Source organism: Coprobacillus cateniformis (assembly GCF_009767585.1).
In the GTDB taxonomy this organism is placed as follows: Bacteria; Bacillota_I; Bacilli_A; order Erysipelotrichales; family Coprobacillaceae; genus Coprobacillus; species Coprobacillus cateniformis.
Genome location: NZ_WSNW01000001.1, coordinates 2,534,872 through 2,556,759, shown reverse-complemented (window position 1 = coordinate 2,556,759; position 21,888 = coordinate 2,534,872). Strand labels below are relative to the sequence as shown.

Below are 21,888 nucleotides of genomic sequence, written 5' to 3'. Positions count from 1 at the left end.
ATATTTAATTAATAACTTTATCTTCAATAGATTCTTTTAAATGCTGTAACCTTTCAATACTCTCCTTAGAGAAGATTTCTTCAGGATCGCTCACACCATCATTAGCAAGCATAACTAAAGAAATCCAAACTAAGACATTATAAATGTTAATCAAATGGTTTTCTTTAAAGTTCTCTACTCTTTCTCGAGATAACCATTCAATTTCCTTGAGATGATTTTCCACAAAATCATCCAATTCATTAATATATGTATACCCCATATAATGGAATCTTTGAATTAAACGTGACTGCGATATTAATTCAGAATCACGCTCAAATTTAAATTGAAATTCAGTATGTAGCTTTTCTAAAATGCCATTTATACGTGGAGATGTATTCACATACTGAATTAAAGAATTAACATTTATATCTGTTTTAAGAATCTTTTCAATATGGACAATGCCTTTATTATATTCATCTACTTCTTTTGCAATATGAACAAACTCCTCATCTAGCAGTTCTAATGATGCAGATAATCTTGTTAAACGTCTACGAATATCTTTAGGTATTTCATACTGTGATTTATATCCTAATCCATGTTCAATTTCTGCCCAAGAATGTTGCAAAGTGGTTCTAATCTGTAATTCAAAAATAATATCTTTATATGCTGAATACTCAATAAACTGACATCTCTCATCATTAAATTTAATTAAAAGATGTAATGAATTATATCCAAAGTCTATACGATCATCATAGTTTTTCTTTCTTTTATCATTATATTCTATAACCTCAAAATTATCTTTTACACATTCATAAATACGATCAACATCATTTTCAAACAAAGTAATAATACGACAAGCCACAACATCTGTAATCTCATTAATATCCTGATATCTGTTTTTGTATGTGATTTTTTTCATCAAAGCATCTTCACTCTTAATACGTATTGCCATATTTGATATACGGAAATGATTTGTATCTATAATACGTGTAAAGATATCATCAATATCGTGTTTTAAAGAACGATATATCTCCTGGTTATCATGAAATTGTTTAATTATCTTTTTTGCAGAATTATGCATAAACTCACCTCATATATTTATTATACACTTCGTATATGAAATATAAATGAACATTTATAATATTTTACACAGGCTCTAATGATTCGTTTTATTAAGATAATAATTAAACACTACTTAGGTAATATATGTGTTTATTTAGACTAACAAAAAAGAGTAGAATTCTCGGTATTTTAAATTCTCATGGGGAGAAGGTACCCCTTTAAATTTTGAAGCGGAGTACTTTTTTCTCTATTTAAATTTTCAAGCGGACAAAATATCCGCTTTTTTTGTTATAATTAAACTTGCCTAGTTCTATAATTATGATGAATGATAACGACAAAAAACTTTTAAAACTTTTTGATATTGAAGAAGATTCTGTTCAATCTTTCAATATTGATCTTACTGAAAACAAATATTTGATATCTATTGTTTTTAACACAAAACTTCATTGTTGCCCGCATTGTGGTTCTATAAATCTATACAGTAAAGGATATAGTCACGGCACCCTTTCCAGTGCCCCTATTAATAATAAGGTTTGCAAGATTAATTATAAAATAAGACGATATCACTGTAATGATTGTAACGCCTATCCTACTGTTGATAATCCAATATCATATAAAGGAAAACAGTTTACTAAGACAGCTATTATATGCATACTTGAAGGTTTAAAGCCTTATAATGCCACATATTCTCAAATAGCTAGATCTTATGATGTATCTACGACTAAAATAATTGATATCTTTGATACATTTGTTCAGATACCACGGAAAACATTTCCTCGTATTCTTTTAATAGATGAGTTCTATTTTGGTAGTAAAGCGAAATACAAATATCCTAGTATATTTATGAATTTTGAAAACAATCTCATTATTGATATTGTAAAGTCCAGAACTCATGAAATATTATCACCTTACTTTTTTCAGATTCCAAAAAAAGAAAGAGAAACAGTTGAATATGTATGCACCGACATGAGCTTTACATTCAAACCACTTCTCCCAACATTCTTTCCGAATGCCACCCTTATTATAGATCATTTTCATTTGACAAAACACATTAATGGTCAATTAAATAAAATAAGAAAACGAATTATGAACAATTATAAATCCAATAAGAAAACACTATACTACCGTTTATTAAAACATAGATATAAATTATTATTAAAATCAGCTAATAATATTGATGACGATACCTTTAGTAAAGATAGAATCCTAGAATACACGACAACAGAAAATGGCATTTTAGAAGTTTTACTTGGTATAGATAAAGAAATAAGTGAGGCATATAAAATAAAGGAAGAATATCTTGCGTTTGATCAATGTCAAAAAGAAAATATTAACACTTGTGATAAGGAAGCAGAATTAAGATCTTTGATTAAAAGATGTAAAAAATCAGGAATTGAAGAAATGAATGAACTCGCTGATACTTTAGAAACTTGGAAAACAGAAATACTAAATTCTTTTACCTGGATTGGCAATAGAAGAATTTCTAATGGACCTATAGAAGGTAAGAATAATTATATAAAGAAGATACTATCCAATGCTAATGGATTAACTAACTTTGAAAGAGCTAGAAATAGAATTATGTATTCTCAAAACAAATATGAAACATATTCATCTAGTGAACATAAAACTAAAATAAAAGAGGATAAAGATCCACGAGGATCATACGAAAAAAATAAATAGGAGAAAAGAACTAGGCATTTGTCCTCTCCAAAGTTTAAAGGGGAATAATAATTTTCATTATTACTCCCCCTCATTATTTAAAGCGATTTTGTTCTCTCCGCTTCAAAATTTAAAGCACCGAATTCTCTACTCTACTTGAAACTCTTCTACCTTTGTTCCTTTCATATGTACATAGACCATACCAACGATTCCTACTGCAAAGAAAACAATAGAAATCAATTGTGCCATACGAATTGGTCCAAACATTAAACTATCAGTTCTTAGACCTTCTACAAAAAATCTGACAACTCCATAGAATACAAAATATCCAAAGAACTGCATACCAATATGTTTCTGGAATTTTCTTATAACAAAGATAATTAATAAGAAAGCAATAATATTACCAACGGATTCATACAGAAATGTAGGATGATGATATGCTCCATCAATATACATATTTTGAATAATAAAATCTGGTAAATGTAAAGAATTTAAAAATTTCAAACTCACTTCACTTCCAAATGCTTCATGATTAAAGAAATTCCCCCAGCGTCCACATGCTTGAGCAATCAAGACTCCTGGCATAATTGCATCACCTGCAACTAAGAAAGGAATATTTCTCTTTTTAAAGAAGAAATAACTATAAATTAATCCAGTGAAAATTCCACCTTGAATCGCTAACCCACCATGCCATACAGCAAATATCTCAAGTGGATTAGAAATATATACCTCATTGAATGTAAAGATGACATACCAAATACGAGCACCTATAATACCTATAAATAATAATGCGAAGAAATAATCAGATAAAATTTCTTTATTATACCCTAATTGTTTAAAACGATATTGACCCAAAGCATACGCAATGAAAGCACCAGTCAAAATGACAATTGCATACCATTGGATACTAATAGGTCCAATCGTTACAAAAGTACTAAAATCCTTAAAGAATTCCATTAAGATTTACTCTTAATATTATCCAGGATTCTATTCACAAATTCTTTACTAGAATCAAATCCTGAATCTTTCAACTGCATATTCATAACTGCTGCTTCAATAATCGCTGACATACTTCTTCCTCCTGTTACAGGAACAACAATTTTAGGTATTTGTATAGATAATATTTCTTCAGTCACATCGTCTTCTTCAACACCAATTCGTGTATACTCACGAGATGGTAACCATCTATCTAGTTGGATAATAAGATCAACGTTATCCTTTGGTAAAATAGAAGCCACTCCAAACATCTTAGAAACATCAATAACTCCTATCCCTCTAATTTCAAGCAAGTTTCTTAAAACCTCAGGTGCTCTCCCAACAATATTTTGACCAATATGATAAAGTTCAATAGCATCATCAGCAATCAGCAAATGACCTCTTTTAATTAATTCGAGAGCAATTTCTGATTTACCAATTCCACTATCACCTCTAATAACAACGCCTTTTCCATAAATATTCAAGAAAACCCCATGAATAAGTGTTTCTGGTGCCAAAGCTTCATCCAACGTTCCAGTTAAATCAATAGAAACACGTCCAGTTGCCTGCATGGTTTCAAAGATTGGGAAATTTCTTTTGACTGCTATATTTTTTAATATTTCTGGACATTCATATCCTTTTGCAATGATAATACAAGGTGTTTCATCATTTGCAAGTTTAGAGAAACAAGCCAATTGAGACTCTTTGCTCATTTCTCTTACAAATGCAATTTCCTTTTCACCAAACAAAATAATTCTTCTAAAATCCGTATGTTTAAAAAATCCTGCCAACTCAAATCCAGGTCGATTAATTTCAGCAACAAATATTTCTCTTTCTAAAGATTCTTCATCACCAGAGACTTGTTTAAATGACATTGACTTAATCAATTCTTTTAGCTTTACCGATTTACTCATATTTTCCTCCTACTCTAACACTTTCTTAAGAAAGCGTCCTGTATGGCTTTCAGCACATTTAGCAACTTTTTCAGGTGTACCTGATACTACAATTGTACCACCATTGTCGCCACCTTCCAATCCCAAATCAATAATATGATCAGCAACCTTGATAACATCTAGGTTATGCTCAATAACAATAACTGTATCTCCTTGATCAACAATACGATTTAAAACCTCAATTAAGCGTGCTACATCATGACTATGCAAACCAGTTGTTGGCTCATCTAAAATATAAACAGTTTTTCCAGTTGCCTTCTTTTGAAGTTCACTTGCTAATTTGACACGTTGTGCTTCTCCCCCAGAAAGAGTTGTTGCGCTTTGACCTAACTTAACATATCCTAACCCAACATCAGAGATCGTTTGAATCTTAGAACGTATACGAGCTAAATTATCAAAAAAATCAATAGCATCTTCAATTGTCATCTCTAAAACATCATAGATTGTCTTATCTTTGTATGTGACTTGTAAAGTTTCTTCATTATAGCGTTTTCCACCACATTCTTCACATGGTACATAAACATCAGGCAAGAAATGCATACTAATACGTTTAACACCATCACCTTGACAAGCTTCACAACGCCCACCTTTCACATTAAATGAGAAACGTCCTTTGTCATACCCACGTATTTTTGCTTCTGGTGTTTTCGCAAATAAATCCCTGATATCATCAAAAACACCAGTATATGTAACTGGATTAGAGCGTGGCGTTCTACCAATTGGATCCTGTGAAACTTCAATGACTTTATCAACATTCTCCAATCCTAGAATTTCTTTATGTAATCCTGGTTTTTCTTTAGAATGATAAAGTTTAGCACGCACAGCCTTACATAAGATTTCATTGACTAAAGTAGACTTTCCACTTCCAGAAACTCCTGTCACACAAATGAATTTCCCTAATGGGAATTTCACATTAATATTCTTTAAATTATTTTCTTTAGCACCTTTAATTTCAATAAACAGACCATTTCCTTTTCGGTGTTTTTTAGGAACAGGAATTGAGTATTCGCCAGATAAATATTTTCCAGTAATTGAATTTGGATTTTTCATTATTTCTTCAGGAGTTCCTGCAGCAATCACCTCACCACCATGAACACCTGCTCCTGGTCCAATGTCAATAATATAATCAGATGCTCTCATTGTATCTTCATCATGTTCAACAACAACAACACTATTACCCAAATCACGCATATTACACAAGGTTTGAATTAACTTTTCATTATCTCTTTGATGTAAACCAATAGAAGGTTCATCTAAAACATATAGAACTCCAGTTAAACGAGAACCAATCTGAGTCGCTAAGCGAATACGTTGTGCTTCACCACCAGACAATCCACCTGCTCTTCTTGATAATGTTAAATAACCTAATCCAACATTATTTAAGAAAGTCAATCTATCTTGTATTTCTTTAATAATTAATTTTGCTATTTTGGCTTCAGTTTCATTTAATTTTAATTCATTCATAAAATTTAAAGCCTTTTCAATAGACATATCTGTAAATTGACTAATATTTATTCCACCTACAACAACACTAAGAACTTGATCATTTAAACGTCTACCCTGACAAGTTGGACAAGTGTGCTCAGCCATAAATGAAGCATACCATTCTTTCGACCAAGATGATGTTGTTTCCTCAAAACGACGCTCAATCAAAGTCTTCACACCTTCAATATATTTTGTGGTTTTAGAAACATTCCCAGAACTTGATTCAATAGTATAAGTAATTGGACGATCTGAACCCCTCAAAATAATTTTCAATTCCTTCTTGCTAAAATCTTTTAAAGGCTTATCTAAATCAATATTATATTCTCGACATAAAACTAAAAATCTTTGCCATTCAATACGATCAGTTCCCACAGATGTTTTAAAGTAACGCAAACCACCCTGATTAATACTCAACGACCAATCTGGAATTAATAAATCATCATCAACTTCATTCTTAACACCGATTCCCTTACAATCAGGACATGCACCTAATGGATTATTAAAAGAAAATAATCTTGGCTCCAATTTAGGAACACTAAAACCACAGTGAGGACATGCCAAATGTTGTGAAAATAACTTCTCTGTCTTTTCACTTAAATTTTCAACAATCGCTTCTCCACCAGTTAACTTTAACGCAGTCTCTAAAGAATCAGCTAAACGAGAACGATATCCTTCCTTTTTTACAATTCTATCAACAACAACATCAATGTTATGTTTCTTGTTTTTATCTAAAATAATTTCATCTTCTAACAACATGCTTTCGCCATCAACCTGAACTCTTACAAAACCATCTTTCATTAATTCTTCAAATAAATCCTTATGAGTTCCTTTTTGATTTTTACACATTCTTGCCAAAACCTGTAGCTTTGTTCCATCTTTATATGCATCAATTGCATCCACCATTTGTTTAATTGTTTGTGACTCAATTAAAACATGATGCTCAGGACAATAGGCATGTCCAACTCTTGCATATAACAATCTTAAATAATCAAAAATTTCTGTGACTGTTCCAACAGTTGAACGAGGATTGTTCGAAGTTGTCTTTTGATCAATCGCAATTGATGGTGAAAGTCCTTCAATACTATCAACATCTGGCTTTTCAACCCCACCCAAGAATTGTCTGGCATATGCACTTAAAGATTCAACATATCGTCTTTGTCCTTCTGCATAAATTGTATCAAAAGCCAATGATGTCTTTCCACTCCCAGATAGTCCAGTCATAATAACCAATTTATCCCTAGGAATTTCAACATCAATATTCTTTAAATTATTGACTCTTGCTCCTTTAATAATAATTTTATCCTTATTCATATTTTTTCTTTAAACTCCTTAATATCTTTTCCTGACTTAAACCCTGTAATTGCAAATCATAGGCTTCATCCAAAATCATTTTCAATTGTTTATTTTGTTGAAAACCATTCTGAATCAATATATATCCATTAATTAGTGGCTGAGGTGCCTGCATTCCCAATCGTGCTATTTTATCTTCTATAAAAGTAAAGAAAGCATCATATTGTTCTTGAGCTACTTTCCCTCTCCCTAACTTATCACAACAACTTATACAAATCAAATCATTCATAGAAACTTTTCCATCAATTTTCTTTAATAATCTAAGATAGGATAAATCTTTTCCATGATTTCTTGCCATATTCATAAGATGCATATGATACATAATCATTGTTGATATATATTGTCTTTGTTTCTTAGATTGAATCATTTTAACCTTTTGAAAGACTTTAACACCAGCTTCATTATGCTGTGGTGCATGACCATCAGCTGTCGTCACTAAAGGCTTTCCAATATCATGCAAAAGACAGGACCACATAAATGATAAAGGGGCATCTGTCTTATGCTTTGTTAAAGCAGCCACATCAATGACTAACATCGTATGTGTAAAGACATCACCTTCAGGATGATAGTCTAAACGTTGATGAGTTGTTATTAAATCACTTAAATAAAACGGTAAAGCTTTAATCCTTTTTAAAAATTCAAATCCTATTGATGGTCTAGGTGACATCAAAATCTTACAATATTCGCCATAGATTCTCTCTATTGATAGATGCTTCAGCATTCCTTGCTGAACCATTTGATAACATAAATCTAACGTTTTCTCTTCTACAGTCATCTCGAATCTTGCTATAAACTGTGCAATTCTTAAAACACGTAAAGGGTCCTCAACAAATGATTGAGGATCCACACAACGAACCTGATGCTTTTTAATATCATCCAATCCACCACATAAATCAATGATTTCTTCATTTTGATAATCATACATCAATGCATTCATTGTCAAATCTCTTCGCTTCACTGCCTTTTCAAGAGGAAGTTCAGGATTGATTATAACTTCAAAATCCTGATGTTTTTCGCCTACCTTTTTTTCTTGACGAGGTAGGGCAAAATCATATCCCTTTAGATTTTCCAGCTGCATAATCGCAAACATTTTTCCAAAAGTATTCACAACTCCGTATTTTGCTAACAAATCATGAAGTTGCTCATAAGTCATATGATAAACCTCTACATCAACATCATGTTCTCCTGAGTTCTTCAAGATAACATCTCTAACACTTCCACCAACAATATAAACTCTTCCACCTTGAGCTAATATATCATCAAAGATAGTTCTGGCTAATTGATTAAGTTCCATCACTTTTCACCTTTAAGTTCCATAATCATATCTCTTAATTCCATCGCACGTTCAAAATCAAGAACCTTGGCAGCCTGTTTCATTTCTTTCTCTAAATCATCAATTAATTTCTTCTTCGCTTTCTTATCAGCCTTTTTACCTTTTTTAAGAAGTGAAGTCGCTTCATCAATTGTTTCTTTTCCTTGTATCAAATCACGAATTTCCTTATGAATTGTTTGTGGAGTAATATGATGTTCTCTATTATACTCTTCTTGAATCTCTCGGCGACGACTTGTTTCATCAATCGCCTTTTTCATAGAATCAGTCATATTATCACCATACATAATGACTTTTCCATGCGCATTACGTGCAGCACGACCAATTGTCTGTATTAATGAACGCTGACTTCTTAAGAAACCTTCCTTATCAGCATCTAAGATACAAACAAGTGAAACTTCTGGCAAATCGAGACCTTCTCTTAATAAGTTAATACCAATTAAAACATCATACTTCCCAAGACGTAAATCTCTTAAGATTTCTGTTCTTTCCAAAGTTTTTGTATCAGAATGAAGATAAGCTACTTTCATCCCCATTTCTTTGAGATAAGCACTTAAATCTTCGGCCATTCTCTTTGTTAAAGTTGTAATCAAGACTCTCTCATTCTTTTCAATGCGATCATTAATCTCACTAATAATATCATCAATTTGATTCTTTGAAGGACGAACTTCAATAATTGGATCAAGCAATCCAGTCGGTCTAATAATCTGTTCAGCAAAAGTACCATTGGTTCTTTCTAATTCATAATCACCTGGTGTAGCTGATACATAAATGACCTGATTAATAATCTTTTCAAATTCTTCAAAACGCAGCGGTCTATTATCAAGAGCACTAGGTAATCTAAATCCATATTCCACCAATGTCTCTTTACGACTTCTATCACCATTAAACATGCCTCTAACTTGTGGTAACATCACATGACTTTCATCTACTATCATTAAAAAATCATCAGGAAAATAATCAATTAGAGTATAGGGTCTCTGTCCTGCTTGTCTTCCATCTATATGACGTGAATAATTCTCAATTCCTGGGCACATTCCAACTTCTCTTAACATTTCAATATCATGGCGAGTTCGCTGGTCTAATCGCTCATATTCCAAAGGTTTCATACCTTCTTCAAAATACTTTAATCTTTCTTTTAATTCTTCCGCAATCGTATCACACGCTTTTAACATCTGATCTTTTCTTGTTACATATCCATAAGCTGGATAAATTGTATATGTCTTATAACTTCCTAGTGTTTTTCCTGTTAAGGGATCAGCTTCACTAATACGTTCAACCTCATCACCAAATAACTCAATACGTATTAACCAACTTTCAGTATGACCTGGAACTATTTCAATAACATCTCCTCGAACTCTAAAGGTTCCTTTCGATTGTTCAATATCATTTCTTTGATATTGACGATCAACTAAATATGTTAATAACTCTTTACGATCTATTTCCTGTCCTACCCTTAACGAAAAAATCATTTCTCGATACTGTTCTGGATTTCCTAATCCATATATTGAAGCAACTGATGCCACAACGATTGTATCTCTTCTTTCTAGTAAAGAGTTCATTGCTGCAGAACGTAACATTTCAATTTCATAATTGGTTTGAGCAGTTTTATCTATATAAACATCACTTTTAGGAATATATGCTTCAGGTTGATAAAAATCAAAGTTAGAAACAAAATATTCCACACGATTTTCAGGAAAGAATTCTTTTAACTCTGAATATAACTGCCCTGCCAACGTTTTATTATGTGCTAAAACCAATGTTGGTTTATTGACTTCGGCAATAACATTAGAAACAGTAAAAGTTTTTCCTGTCCCTGTACCTCCTAATAAAACCTGCTCTTTTTGACCTGCTCGTATACCCTCTACCAATTGTTTAATAGCAGTTGGCTGATCTCCCATTGGAGAATATTCAGAAACAAGTTTAAACTTTTCCATTTCTAACACCCCTTTACTTAATTAATTCTGTCACCTTTAAATACTGTGCATCTTCTAATTCTTGATAAATATGATATAACAATGCACTTAATACTATTGTTGCATCATTTTTGTCATATATACCATTAACCGCTAATCCATATCTCTTTTCAAAAGCTTTTAATGCCTCTTCTGTTGCCTTTGAATAATATCCATCAACTCTATCAACTTTATATCCAAGCTCTTTTAACATTTCCTGCATATACTGGATATTATCATCAACTTGATCATATTGATATGGTCCCTTAAATTCCCCAATATGAAAATCATCGATAGATTGAGACTTAACTTCATAATCAGGTTTAAATCCCTCACCATTTATATTATTTCCATTTGGTGTTAACCATTTTGCATTTGTATATTTCAAAACAGATGAATCAGATAAAGTTAATTGCGTTTGCGCAATTCCCTTACCATATGTTTTTGTTCCTACGAGTTTATAATTTAAATATTCTTTCAATGCTCCAATCATAACTTCTGATGCACTAGCAGTATCTCCATTACAAAGTACATAGCCATTTTCAAAATGATATTTTTGTATATCTGTAGACTTAAATGATTCTATTTTTCCTGAAACAGTCTGAGTAGATACCAAAACTTTATCTTTTTCAATAAATAAATCCAAAATATCTTGAGCAGCCTTTAAATATCCGCCACCATTATCTCTCAAATCAATAACAAGTGTTTGAATATTCTCCTTTTGAAATGCTTTCAATGCTTCCTCAACATATGCTGCTGTTCCTTCACCAAATGTTGTCATCTGTAAATAACCAATTTTCTCTTGGCCAGATGTTCTGATTTCATAACTTAATGAAGTTTCAACACTTGCACGTTTCGCAGTCAAATCTATAGATTTTCCATTCCTTAAAACTTTTAAGGCTACTGAAGTACCACTTTCTCCAGAAACTGCATTCTTAATCTTTTCAGAACTATACCCAGCAACCGAAGTTCCTTGTACATGTGTAATAATATCACCACTTAAAAGTCCTGCCTGTTCTGCTGGAGTTCCTTTATATACAGCCAAAACAACTCCACCTACTGATATTGTTGAAAAGGTAATTCCTATTCCTTGGACAGATCCATTAATTGAATCTGTTAGACTCTGGGCTTCTTGTGTACTTAAATAGGAAGTATATGGATCACCTAATGCTGCAACCATACCATATAACATACGATCCTTGAGTGAGTTCTCACTTTCTGTTGTATCTAAAAAATCACTTTCTATTGCTTTATAAATTTGATCATACAAACTCTGTGATGTTTTTTGATTCGTCTTCTCTTGAGAGCCTCGATAGAAATAGCCACCACCTGCTCCTATCACTAAACATAAAAGACAACCAACAATATAGAACGGTTCTTTTCTTAACTTCTTTTTCTTCTTATTTTCAAATTCAAAATTATCCATAACCACACCTCGCCCAACTATTTTACCATATATTTCCACAAAATATAACCAACAACATCTATTTCTTCAAAAACCGATAACATATTATCAAAATAAATATATATTCTCAATTTACCAAGATGAGTTATAAGACAAACGAACATGACTTTTCAAATTTTTAGCACATATTATGCTACTTAATTATATATGCATTGATATTATAGCATATATTGTTGCGTAAATATATATAAAATGCAACTTTTTCAAGTTCTTGGTAAACAATTCTATAACCACAAAAACAACAAAAGCAATCTTTACGACTGCTCTTTTAAAAATTTCTGTATACATTGATAAGTCTCTTCACTCACAATATGTTCTAAACGGCAAGCATCATCCTCTGCCTGCTTTTCACCAACACCTAAATTAATGAGAAACTGTGTTAACGTCGTATGACGATTATACACATTTTCAGCAATTTTTCTGCCTTCTGCAGTAAAATCAATATAACCTTTTTGATCAACAATAATTAATTGAGATTCTTTTAAAAGTTTAATTGCACGCGAAACACTTGGTTTTGAAAAATTCATTGTATTCGCAATATCAATAGATCTCACATACTGATTCTTATTTTTTAACATTAAAATTGTTTCTAAATACATTTCTCCAGATTCATGCAAATCCATTATGGTCACCTCATATCTTTTATTATTATATCACAAATGACTATCCTAATGCCACATCTAAAACCATCATCACAACAAATCCAATGGCAAATCCAATTGTCGCAATATTTGAATGCGCTCCTTTTGAAGCTTCCGGTATCAGTTCTTCTACAACAACATAAATCATCGCACCAGCTGCGAAAGCCAATAAATATGGTAAAATAGGAACAACAAATTGAGATAAAAGTATTGTTATTACAGCACCAATAGGTTCAACTATACCAGAAGCAGTTCCATACAAAAAAGCCTTACCTTTAGATATTCCTTCACTCTTTAGCGGCATTGATATAATAGCACCCTCTGGAAAATTCTGAATAGCAATTCCAATAGCTAAAGCAAGTGCTCCCATTAAAGAAACATCACTATTCCCCATCAATACACCTGCAAAAACAACTCCAACTGCCATTCCTTCAGGAATATTATGTAATGTCACAGCCAAAACCAACATAGTTGTTTTTTGTAACTGAGATTTCTTTCCTTCTATCTCATTATCCAAATGCATATGTGGCACAGTATGATCCAACACTAACAAAAATCCAATTCCAAGCAAAAAGCCAATTGCTGCAGGCAAAAACGCAAATTTACCTAAAGATTCTGACATATCAATTGCTGGTATAAGTAATGACCAAACTGAAGCAGCTATCATGACTCCTGAAGCAAAACCTAATAATATCTTTTGAACAAGCGTACTCATTTTCTTAGACATAAAGAATACGCAAGCAGATCCTAATGTTGTTCCTATAAATGGAATGAGTAATCCTAAAATAATAGTTGTATTCATCATTTTTCTCCTCCCTTTATATCATCCTTACTATAACTGATTTTAGAAAACAGGTCAAAAGATATGCAAAGAAAAAATATCTACAATACTAGTATTTGTTATAAAAATGAAGATTCTTTAAATCATATGACTATCCTCTATCATATTGTAGTCCTTTAAGATATTCTGCATGTTTCTAAACTTCAATGCTTTCATATCTCAGTTCGATATTCATACTATGAGCCATATCAATCACAGTTATACTTGAGCGATTTCAAATAAATCACTTCATTTCATATTTCATCAGAAATAGAAATATGATTATAGAATCTTTATTTTTCTTCAACAAAACATTAATCAATCGTAGGTTTCCATTGACTACTGAATCTTCACACAATGTTTCGCATATAAAAAACGCATAACAATCACCAAATCATTATTGAATATATGAAAGTGAAACTCAGCGTATTGTCAGTATAAATATATCAGAATAAATTTCTTTATCATCTAAGTTTATCTCTCATATTTTTCAACATCAATTGTTGTGAAGATAAAAAAGAGTCCCTCATGGGACTCTCATCATTATTTACTTAATTCAGCGAAATATTTAATAGTTCTAACCATGTTAGAAGTATATGAATTTTCGTTATCATACCAAGCAACAGTTTGAACTTCAGTAGTTCCGTTATCTAATGGTTTAACCATAGTTTGAGTTGCATCGAATAATGATCCGTAGTTAATTCCGATAATATCAGAAGATACTAATTGTTCTTCAGTATATCCGAATGATGGAGTTGCTGCTGCTTTCATAGCTGCATTAACTTGTTCTACTGTTACTTCACCTTCAACAACTGAAGTTAAGATAGTTGTTGATCCAGTAGGAACTGGTACACGTTGAGCTGAACCAATTAATTTACCATTTAATTCAGGGATAACTAAACCAATAGCTTTAGCTGCACCTGTAGAGTTAGGAACGATATTAACAGCAGCTGCACGAGCTCTTCTTAAATCACCTTTTCTATGAGGTCCATCTAATACCATTTGGTCACCAGTGTAAGCATGTACTGTTAACATGATACCTGATTTGATTTTAGCTAAGTTATTTAAAGCGTTAGCCATTGGTGCTAAACAGTTTGTAGTACAAGAAGCTGCTGAAATGATTGTATCATCTGCAGTTAAGATACCTTCGTTTACACCAAATACAACTGTTGGTAAGTCATTTCCTGCTGGTGCAGAGATAACAACTTTTTTAGCTCCTGCATCAATATGAGCTTGAGATTTAGCTTTAGATACATAGAATCCAGTACATTCTAAGACTACATCTACTCCTAATTCTCCCCAAGGTAATTCAGCTGCATTAGCTTTTGCATAAATTTTGATTTCTTTTCCATCAACTGTGATAGAATCTTCACCAGCTACCACTGTATCTGCTAAAGCATATCTTCCTTGTGCTGAATCATATTTTAATAAATGTGCTAACATCTTAGGATCTGTTAAATCGTTAATTGCTACAATTTCATATCCTTCAGCACCAAACATTTGTCTAAATGCTAGACGTCCAATACGTCCGAAACCGTTAATTGCTACTTTTACTGCCATTTTCTTGACATCCTCCTTGATTTATTTTATGCCTCTATTATAGTCTACAAAACTAAATAAATCAATAAAAGTTGTAACGAATATATAAAAAAATTCACAAGAGACACAATGTAAACACTTCCAAGCAGAAAAAGACTTTTTCCAACACAATATATATAAAAATAAACACTTTTTTCCATTTTAAAAAATAAAATTTCCATTATTTGATGAAACATGAAAGACAATTCACATTCCTTTTAATTTTATGAATATTCAATGAAAATCACTCTATAATGAACTATGGAGGTTATAGGAAATGCACTTTATACCAACTGTAATTTTAAAAAAACAATCTAAAGAATATGCTTATGATATATTCTCTAGACTCTTAGAAGATCGTATTATTATGTTATGTGGAGAAATTAATGATGAGGTTGCCAGTTCTATTGTTAGCCAATTATTATACTTAGAATCACTTGATTCAAGTGCTGATATCTATATGTATATCAATTCACCAGGAGGTAGTGTCTCTGCTGGTCTAGCAATTTATGATACCATGAATTTTGTAAAGTGTGATGTGTCAACAATAAGCATTGGTCTTTCTGCCAGCATGGGCGCTTTTTTATTGGCTGCTGGACAAAAAGGAAAACGTTGTGCCTTACAAAATAGTGAAATCATGATTCATCAGCCATTAGGTGGAACGAATGGACAAGCAAGCGATATTGAAATTACCACAAAGCATATATTAAGACAAAAAGAAAAATTAAATAAATTATTATCTGAAATGACTTCTCAACCATTAAGAAAGATAAAAAAGGATACTGATCGTGATTATTTCATGAATGCTTATGATGCCTTAGAATATGGTCTTATTGATGAAGTTCTTACGAAAGATAAATAAGAGAACACCTTATTATATTGAAGGTGTTTTTTTCTCATTATAAAAATAAAAAAACAAACAGAAAATACTCTGTTTATTCCTTTAAAGAGATACATAAATGTTCATCTTCTATAGTTAATTCTTGAATTGGTAAATCTATTTTATAATAACAAGAATTGTTATGAACCACAAAATGATCATCATGTATAAGTTGTTGTAAAACACTGACTACATTTAATTGTAAAAAAAGATATTCAACCTTCCCTTTCATATTATCAAAACATAATTTATGATCTTTATATCCAATTGTAAATGTTGTTGCAAGATCAATAATACGATCTTGATAAGCAACAATTGCATTCAATTCAATTACATCATGAATAGCAAGATGTGCCTCTTTAATCTCAATAGAATATTTTTGAAGTATTGGTGTTAACACATACACCAAACAAGTTTTAACCTCATGATCCGTCAATATCATCATATCACCCATATATTATATGTTTCAATTATAATGTTATGACTGGATATGTTTCATAGATATTGTAATATTCAAAATATTGATTTTCTAAAGGAATCCATTGTTCAATAAAAGTTGATACTTTTTCAGGATTACGATTTGTCAATCGTTCAATTTGTTGTTGTTGAGTTATCTTTAAAACGATGATATCTGTATAATAAGGTACTAACTCAGGTCTTAAAGCATAACTTCCTTCAATAATATTATAAGGAGTATAGGGTATTTCTTGTATATCTGATATCAATTTCATCTTGGTGCAATCAAATGGTTGATAGTGAATTGTTTTATATTCAGATAATGGTTTTAAAACAGTTTCCAGAAAACGTTCATAATGAACATTCCCCCCTGGCATATGATATCTTTCTAAAGTTCTTAATTCCTGTGGCAGGAAAAAATCATCCATACAAAAGACATGTGCATTAAATATATGTGCCAGTTCCAAGGCTAGAGTCGATTTTCCAGAACCACACATTCCATCAATTGCTAATATAAAACGATCTTTTTCCTGCAATTTCGTTATCAATTGTTCAATAGTCATTTTTATTCTCCTGCAGCAGTTTGATTTTTCACAAGTATAAAAGTAGAAAGAAGTACTAATAAACATCCTATTATTTTTAAAACAGTTAGAGTTTCTCCCAAAAATAGAAAGCCAATAACAATACTTGTAATAGGTTCTAAAGTTGATAAAATCGCTGTTAAAGAAGCTCCTAAGCAACGAATTCCTAATTGTAAAAGCACCACACCCACTAACGATGCAAAAATAGCAACGATAGCAGATAATATATATCCTTCAATTGGCATGATTGACAGGCTCTTTGTCAATAAGCCTAATAAAAAGATAACAACTGTATTCATAATCACAAGATAAAAATTAAAAACATAGGGACTTATATTGCGAATTGAAGAATGATCCATTCCAATCATATAATAAGCAAAGAAAATCCCTGAAGTCACTGCCAATACAAATCCAATCATAGATGAAGATGTATTATCAATAAAACAAAATACCCCAACAATAGCTAAAGCCAAACATAACATTTGCTTTTGATTTAAAGTCTGTTTATAAAACAAGAAGTTAAATAAACAAACAAATAAAGGATATAAAAAATGTAATACTGTTGCACTACCTACAGGAATATAACTATATGACATATACAACATGACAACCGTCAATGTATTGCCAAAGAATCCTACCTTGAATACATCTAAGTACTGTTGCTTTGTAAGCCTCAAAGACAGTTTCTGATAAACAACAATAAATAAAAACAATGGGACAACAAATAAATGCCTGAGAAAAGCCAATTGAATACCATTGCTCCCCATTGCATAAGTCATCTTACCAATCACAGGTGTAATTCCAAATATTAATGTTGCAATGACTGTAAAAATAATTCCCTTCTTTTTAATATTCATTAAAAATCTCCCTTATCACTTCTCGATCTTGTGTTTGCGATAATGCTAACATTAAAAGCACTCTTGCTTTTTGTGCTGACAATGTATTTGCAGAAATACAATAATGTTGAGGATCAAATACAGCATCATCAAAAACAATTCCCTGATTTACTCGTGATGCTCTTACAAAAACAATCCCCTGCTTAGATAAATCATTAATGGCCGCCAACCATTCTTGACTATAATTCCCACTTCCCGAACCAGTTAATATAATACCATGATGGTTTCTTGCCATATCATATAATAATTGTGCAGACGCCCCAGCATAAAAATAAGCAATAGCTACTGATGGCAAATCTATAAGATGTTGTTTAGAAAAACGCGATGCCAGTGTATGTAACTTGAATGTACGTGAGAAAAAATAAACTTCCTGGTCTTGCATATATCCTAAACAGCCAAATGCTTTTTGATCAAAAGCATCAACTTTATAATTATTGACTTTTTGAATATCTCTACCAGAATAGATTGTATTTGAAAACAGTCCCATAACACCCTGGTGATGCGCATCTTCACTTGCAGCCAGACAAACTGCTTGATATAAATTGTATGGACCATCAGCTGAAGTCGCCGTTGCTGGACGCATTGCTCCAGTGACGACAACCGGTTTAGAAGTATTAAGTGTTAATGTTAAAAAATAAGCAGTCTCATCTAAAGTATCCGTTCCATGGGTTACAACCACCCCATCAATTTTTTCATCTAACACAATTTCATTCATTTTATTTGCCAATTCTATCCATCTTGAAGGATTCATTTCATTACTATCAATATTCATGAATTGATATTCTCTAAGATCTGCAACATCTTTAAGCATGGGAATTGATTTTATAATCTCATTGACATTCATTTCACCTGCATGATAGGCAACTGTTTTCCCAGCTTGACCAGTTCCTGCAATTGTTCCACCTGTTGCTACGATTGCTATTGTTTTCATTGACAACCACCTTCCAAATTTTTATATTCTTCAATCTTTTCCTATATTATTCTCAATTTCTAATAAGTATTTCAATATCTTTGATAAAATCATTACAGAACATATCTGATGAAAAGCCTAGAAAAGCCAAAGGGTCCTAACCCCTTGGCTTCTCGCTTGAGTTTCATATCTCAATGCCAGTTTCATTTCGCCGATATCATAACATATGTACAGTGATATTTCAAGCATGATATAGATGAAAACGATATCTTTGCATATGAAAAAGCACCTTTTTTATTCAAAGTGCTCCTTTTTGACATCATCTTTTATAACATTATTTTTATTATTTAATTTCTTGAATAAGATATTCCTCTAAAATAGGTTTAAAATCATTACATACTTTTTGATCAGTTTCTTTTGTGATTTCAATTAAAAGAATTGGGTGATAATCTTCATTGAGAACTGTGTGAGGATTATCTTTCATAATATGAAGAATGATTTTTAAGTTTTTGTCTGCTATCTTTGCATTATGCCTTTGACATAACTGACGGAATGCATTGAAACTCAAGCATTGTAAGCGATGATTCATGCGATATAAATTAAACATAATTCATTCCTCCTCCCAGATATATTTTCATAAAATAATATACCTTTTTAATCTTACTTATATTATAATAAGAAAAAAACAAGACAACAATATGCAATATATTAAGATTTGTTTAATTTTAGATAAATAAGGGTTATTTGTATAGAATTGGAGGGGAAAATTATGCGAAATGAATATAGAAATGCTATGCGTTCAAAAATATTAATAAAGAATGCCTATATCGAATTATTAAAACAAAAACCTGCCACAAAAATTACTGTCACTGATATTATTCATACTGCTAATATAAGTAGAGGGACTTTTTATGCACATTATAAAGATACAATTGATTTGTGGGAAAGTTTTCAAAGAGATTTTCTTAATCAACTCATCCATTTTACAAATAAACATCAAGAAGAATTACTAGTTAATAAGATTGATCTCTTATTAAACAAAACAATGGATATCTTAAAGAATGACTTTGAGACTTATAATGTATTAGCTAATCAAGATTTTTCTTTCTATTTCTATCACGATATTAAAAGAGTGATATTAGAATCTCTTATTAAAGAGTATTCTGTATCTGAAGAAGTTCAAAGAAGTTTAAATATTTATATTGGTGGATTTATTATGTTACTTAGAGAGTGGCTTGAAAATCCAAATTTTGAATCTATGGAAGAGTATACCAAAACACTGTCTAGACTTATCCATCAGGGGATTATTATTTAACAAAATACTCCTTTTATTATTATTCAAAGTATATAACATATAATTTTACTTAAGCCAATGTATAAGATTCTTAAAAAATGATTCATAAATTCTACGGATGTTGGTTAAGCAATCTATATCCACTAAATAACTTGACAATATAAAAATAGCACTTTGAGTGCTATTTTATATTGTCTTCATAACAGCATTTTATCTAATCATCTAATTCTTCGCCATTACTTTCTATGACTTTTTTATACCATTCATATGAATCTTTCTTATAACGCTTTCCAGTTCCTTTTCCATCATTATCTCTATCCACATAAATAAAGCCATATCGCTTCTTCATTTCCCCTGTTCCAGCTGAAACAATGTCTATAGGCCCCCAATATGTGTATCCCATTAAATCAACACCATCAGCAACTGCTTCCTTCATTTGCTGAATATGACTTCTTAAATAATCAATACGATAATTATCATGAATTTGATCACCTTCTAAAACATCAACATTTCCCATTCCATTTTCTACAACAAATAGTGGTTTTTGATATCGATCATATAATTCATTTAAAACATATCTAAAACCAATAGGATCTATTTGCCATCCCCATGGCGTTTCTTTTAAATAAGGATTTTTTTCACCAATTAATCCACCAGTATGCCCTAAGATTGGCATTCCATCTTTATATGTTGTTGTTCGATAATAAGAAAAGCCCAAATAATCACTAGGATATTCTTTGATAATTTCTAAATCTCCTGGCTGTATATCTAAATGAACATGATGTTCTTCAAACCAACGATTTGCATAACTTGGATAATATCCCCTCATCATCACATCACTAAAAAATAAAGAACGCCTTCTCAATTGATAAGCCCCCAATACATCTTCTGGTTTACATGTATGAGGATAAATACCACTTAATGACAACATACATCCAATTTTTGCTTCTGGAATAATTTCATGACATAACTTATTTGCTTTACTGCTAGCTACAAACATATTATGAGCAGCTTGAAATCTACATTGCATTGAATGATCTGTTTTCTCCGGTTTAATCGCTCCTGCTGCAAAGGGAATTGTATGAACATTATTAATTTCATTAAATGTCATCCAATATCTTACCTGATCTTTATAACGTTGAAAGATGACTTTACAATATCTTGTAAAGAATTCAATTAATTTTCTATTTTCCCATCCACCATATTCATCATATAAATGCAATGGTGTTTCATAGTGAGAAATGGTAACAATCGGTTCCATACCAAGTTCATTCATTTCATTGAACAAATCATCATAAAATTTCAAACCCGCTTCATTGGGCTCATTTTCATCACCATGAGGAAATATTCTCGCCCAGGAAATAGATGTTCTAAAACAGTTAAATCCCATTCCACTCATTAACTTTAAATCTTCTTTATACGTATGATAAAAATCAATAGCCTCATGAGTTGGATAGAATTTCCCATCTATAACCTTTTCATCTGGTTCATAAACCAATCCCCTTGAGACATCGGTTACATTGATTCCTTTTCCATCTTCCAGATAAGCCCCTTCAGCCTGATTAGCAGCAATGGCTCCTCCCCATAAAAAATCTTTCTTAAATGTTTTCATTATGTTT

19 protein-coding genes are annotated in these 21,888 nt (G+C 31.6%); 3 read left to right on the top strand and 16 right to left on the bottom strand.

The genetic code is table 11. The annotated features are described in order from the left end of the window. Positions 1 to 4 precede the first annotated feature (4 nt). Entirely contained in the window at positions 5 to 1,060 is a 1,056-nt protein-coding gene (locus tag GQF29_RS12530; RefSeq protein WP_008787701.1) for a GTP pyrophosphokinase, read from the bottom strand. Between the two features lie 299 nt (positions 1,061 to 1,359). Between GQF29_RS12530 and GQF29_RS12525 the strand changes: the two genes are divergently transcribed. Further along, on the top strand, positions 1,360 to 2,721 hold the full coding sequence (locus GQF29_RS12525; RefSeq protein ID WP_017143872.1) for an ISL3 family transposase: 1,362 nt from the start codon (positions 1,360 to 1,362) through the stop codon (positions 2,719 to 2,721). A gap of 126 nt (positions 2,722 to 2,847) precedes the next feature. On the opposite strand, the gene lgt is transcribed toward GQF29_RS12525, so the two are convergent. The 9 genes from lgt to gap all read right to left on the bottom strand — a co-directional run bounded on the left by lgt (position 2,848) and on the right by gap (position 15,234). Beyond that, positions 2,848 to 3,657, bottom strand: coding sequence for a prolipoprotein diacylglyceryl transferase (gene lgt / locus GQF29_RS12520; RefSeq protein ID WP_008787699.1), 810 nt, complete (start codon positions 3,655 to 3,657; stop codon positions 2,848 to 2,850). After that, on the bottom strand, positions 3,657 to 4,589 hold the full coding sequence (gene hprK, locus GQF29_RS12515; RefSeq protein WP_008787698.1) for an HPr(Ser) kinase/phosphatase: 933 nt from the start codon (positions 4,587 to 4,589) through the stop codon (positions 3,657 to 3,659). The genes lgt and hprK overlap by 1 nt, the downstream gene beginning before the upstream one ends. A 9-nt stretch (positions 4,590 to 4,598) precedes the next feature. Further along, the gene (uvrA, locus tag GQF29_RS12510; protein ID WP_008787697.1) at positions 4,599 to 7,424 is read right to left on the bottom strand and encodes an excinuclease ABC subunit UvrA; all 2,826 of its coding nucleotides are present in this window, start codon (positions 7,422 to 7,424) and stop codon (positions 4,599 to 4,601) included. Next, positions 7,417 to 8,757, bottom strand: a complete 1,341-nt coding sequence (locus GQF29_RS12505) for a CCA tRNA nucleotidyltransferase (RefSeq protein ID WP_008787696.1) — start codon at positions 8,755 to 8,757, stop codon at positions 7,417 to 7,419. Before GQF29_RS12505 ends, uvrA begins: the two co-directional genes overlap by 8 nt. Beyond that, positions 8,757 to 10,730: an excinuclease ABC subunit UvrB gene (gene uvrB / locus GQF29_RS12500; RefSeq protein ID WP_008787695.1), complete on the bottom strand. Its 1,974-nt coding sequence runs from the start codon at positions 10,728 to 10,730 to the stop codon at positions 8,757 to 8,759. The genes GQF29_RS12505 and uvrB overlap by 1 nt, the downstream gene beginning before the upstream one ends. A gap of 13 nt (positions 10,731 to 10,743) precedes the next feature. Continuing rightward, the gene (locus GQF29_RS12495; RefSeq protein ID WP_017143873.1) at positions 10,744 to 12,174 is read right to left on the bottom strand and encodes a S41 family peptidase; all 1,431 of its coding nucleotides are present in this window, start codon (positions 12,172 to 12,174) and stop codon (positions 10,744 to 10,746) included. A 293-nt stretch (positions 12,175 to 12,467) separates the two neighbouring features. Next, positions 12,468 to 12,836, bottom strand: a complete 369-nt coding sequence (locus tag GQF29_RS12490; protein WP_008787693.1) for a metal-dependent transcriptional regulator — start codon at positions 12,834 to 12,836, stop codon at positions 12,468 to 12,470. 40 nt (positions 12,837 to 12,876) lie between these two features. Then, positions 12,877 to 13,656, bottom strand: a complete 780-nt coding sequence (locus GQF29_RS12485) for a ZIP family metal transporter (protein WP_008787692.1) — start codon at positions 13,654 to 13,656, stop codon at positions 12,877 to 12,879. Between the two features lie 561 nt (positions 13,657 to 14,217). Further along, entirely contained in the window at positions 14,218 to 15,234 is a 1,017-nt protein-coding gene (gene gap, locus GQF29_RS12480) for a type I glyceraldehyde-3-phosphate dehydrogenase (RefSeq protein WP_008787691.1), read from the bottom strand. Positions 15,235 to 15,529: 295 nt separating this feature from the next. Between gap and GQF29_RS12475 the strand changes: the two genes are divergently transcribed. Continuing rightward, entirely contained in the window at positions 15,530 to 16,114 is a 585-nt protein-coding gene (locus tag GQF29_RS12475) for an ATP-dependent Clp protease proteolytic subunit (RefSeq protein ID WP_008787690.1), read from the top strand. 73 nt (positions 16,115 to 16,187) lie between these two features. On the opposite strand, the gene GQF29_RS12470 is transcribed toward GQF29_RS12475, so the two are convergent. The 5 genes from GQF29_RS12470 to GQF29_RS12450 all read right to left on the bottom strand — a co-directional run bounded on the left by GQF29_RS12470 (position 16,188) and on the right by GQF29_RS12450 (position 19,582). Next, positions 16,188 to 16,574, bottom strand: coding sequence for a hypothetical protein (locus tag GQF29_RS12470; RefSeq protein WP_017143875.1), 387 nt, complete (start codon positions 16,572 to 16,574; stop codon positions 16,188 to 16,190). A 28-nt stretch (positions 16,575 to 16,602) separates the two neighbouring features. Continuing rightward, the gene (locus GQF29_RS12465; protein WP_017143876.1) at positions 16,603 to 17,151 is read right to left on the bottom strand and encodes a uridine kinase family protein; all 549 of its coding nucleotides are present in this window, start codon (positions 17,149 to 17,151) and stop codon (positions 16,603 to 16,605) included. Positions 17,152 to 17,153: 2 nt separating this feature from the next. Then, positions 17,154 to 18,026, bottom strand: coding sequence for a DMT family transporter (locus GQF29_RS12460; RefSeq protein WP_008787687.1), 873 nt, complete (start codon positions 18,024 to 18,026; stop codon positions 17,154 to 17,156). Then, positions 18,016 to 18,996 carry an asparaginase gene (locus tag GQF29_RS12455; protein WP_008787686.1) on the bottom strand — a complete coding sequence of 327 codons (981 nt, stop codon included), beginning with the start codon at positions 18,994 to 18,996 and terminating at the stop codon, positions 18,016 to 18,018. The genes GQF29_RS12460 and GQF29_RS12455 overlap by 11 nt, the downstream gene beginning before the upstream one ends. A gap of 322 nt (positions 18,997 to 19,318) precedes the next feature. Next, on the bottom strand, positions 19,319 to 19,582 hold the full coding sequence (locus GQF29_RS12450) for a DUF2624 family protein (protein WP_008787685.1): 264 nt from the start codon (positions 19,580 to 19,582) through the stop codon (positions 19,319 to 19,321). 162 nt (positions 19,583 to 19,744) lie between these two features. On the opposite strand from GQF29_RS12450, the gene GQF29_RS12445 reads away from it, so the two are divergent. Beyond that, positions 19,745 to 20,290 carry a TetR/AcrR family transcriptional regulator gene (locus tag GQF29_RS12445; RefSeq protein WP_008787684.1) on the top strand — a complete coding sequence of 182 codons (546 nt, stop codon included), beginning with the start codon at positions 19,745 to 19,747 and terminating at the stop codon, positions 20,288 to 20,290. A 193-nt stretch (positions 20,291 to 20,483) separates the two neighbouring features. Here GQF29_RS12445 and GQF29_RS12440 read toward each other — a convergent pair whose 3' ends face one another. Beyond that, on the bottom strand, positions 20,484 to 21,881 hold the full coding sequence (locus tag GQF29_RS12440) for a glycoside hydrolase family 1 protein (RefSeq protein ID WP_008787683.1): 1,398 nt from the start codon (positions 21,879 to 21,881) through the stop codon (positions 20,484 to 20,486). Between the last annotated feature and the right edge of the window lie 7 nt (positions 21,882 to 21,888).

Coding starts and splice junctions, on each gene's coding strand:
- GQF29_RS12530 (WP_008787701.1), bottom strand. CDS start 1,060: ATGCATAATTCTGCAAAAAAGATAATTAAACAATTTCATGATAACCAG.
- GQF29_RS12525 (WP_017143872.1), top strand. CDS start 1,360: ATGATGAATGATAACGACAAAAAACTTTTAAAACTTTTTGATATTGAA.
- lgt (WP_008787699.1), bottom strand. CDS start 3,657: ATGGAATTCTTTAAGGATTTTAGTACTTTTGTAACGATTGGACCTATT.
- hprK (WP_008787698.1), bottom strand. CDS start 4,589: ATGAGTAAATCGGTAAAGCTAAAAGAATTGATTAAGTCAATGTCATTT.
- uvrA (WP_008787697.1), bottom strand. CDS start 7,424: ATGAATAAGGATAAAATTATTATTAAAGGAGCAAGAGTCAATAATTTA.
- GQF29_RS12505 (WP_008787696.1), bottom strand. CDS start 8,757: ATGGAACTTAATCAATTAGCCAGAACTATCTTTGATGATATATTAGCT.
- uvrB (WP_008787695.1), bottom strand. CDS start 10,730: ATGGAAAAGTTTAAACTTGTTTCTGAATATTCTCCAATGGGAGATCAG.
- GQF29_RS12495 (WP_017143873.1), bottom strand. CDS start 12,174: ATGGATAATTTTGAATTTGAAAATAAGAAGAAAAAGAAGTTAAGAAAA.
- GQF29_RS12490 (WP_008787693.1), bottom strand. CDS start 12,836: ATGGATTTGCATGAATCTGGAGAAATGTATTTAGAAACAATTTTAATG.
- GQF29_RS12485 (WP_008787692.1), bottom strand. CDS start 13,656: ATGAATACAACTATTATTTTAGGATTACTCATTCCATTTATAGGAACA.
- gap (WP_008787691.1), bottom strand. CDS start 15,234: ATGGCAGTAAAAGTAGCAATTAACGGTTTCGGACGTATTGGACGTCTA.
- GQF29_RS12475 (WP_008787690.1), top strand. CDS start 15,530: ATGCACTTTATACCAACTGTAATTTTAAAAAAACAATCTAAAGAATAT.
- GQF29_RS12470 (WP_017143875.1), bottom strand. CDS start 16,574: ATGATATTGACGGATCATGAGGTTAAAACTTGTTTGGTGTATGTGTTA.
- GQF29_RS12465 (WP_017143876.1), bottom strand. CDS start 17,151: ATGACTATTGAACAATTGATAACGAAATTGCAGGAAAAAGATCGTTTT.
- GQF29_RS12460 (WP_008787687.1), bottom strand. CDS start 18,026: ATGAATATTAAAAAGAAGGGAATTATTTTTACAGTCATTGCAACATTA.
- GQF29_RS12455 (WP_008787686.1), bottom strand. CDS start 18,996: ATGAAAACAATAGCAATCGTAGCAACAGGTGGAACAATTGCAGGAACT.
- GQF29_RS12450 (WP_008787685.1), bottom strand. CDS start 19,582: ATGTTTAATTTATATCGCATGAATCATCGCTTACAATGCTTGAGTTTC.
- GQF29_RS12445 (WP_008787684.1), top strand. CDS start 19,745: ATGCGAAATGAATATAGAAATGCTATGCGTTCAAAAATATTAATAAAG.
- GQF29_RS12440 (WP_008787683.1), bottom strand. CDS start 21,881: ATGAAAACATTTAAGAAAGATTTTTTATGGGGAGGAGCCATTGCTGCT.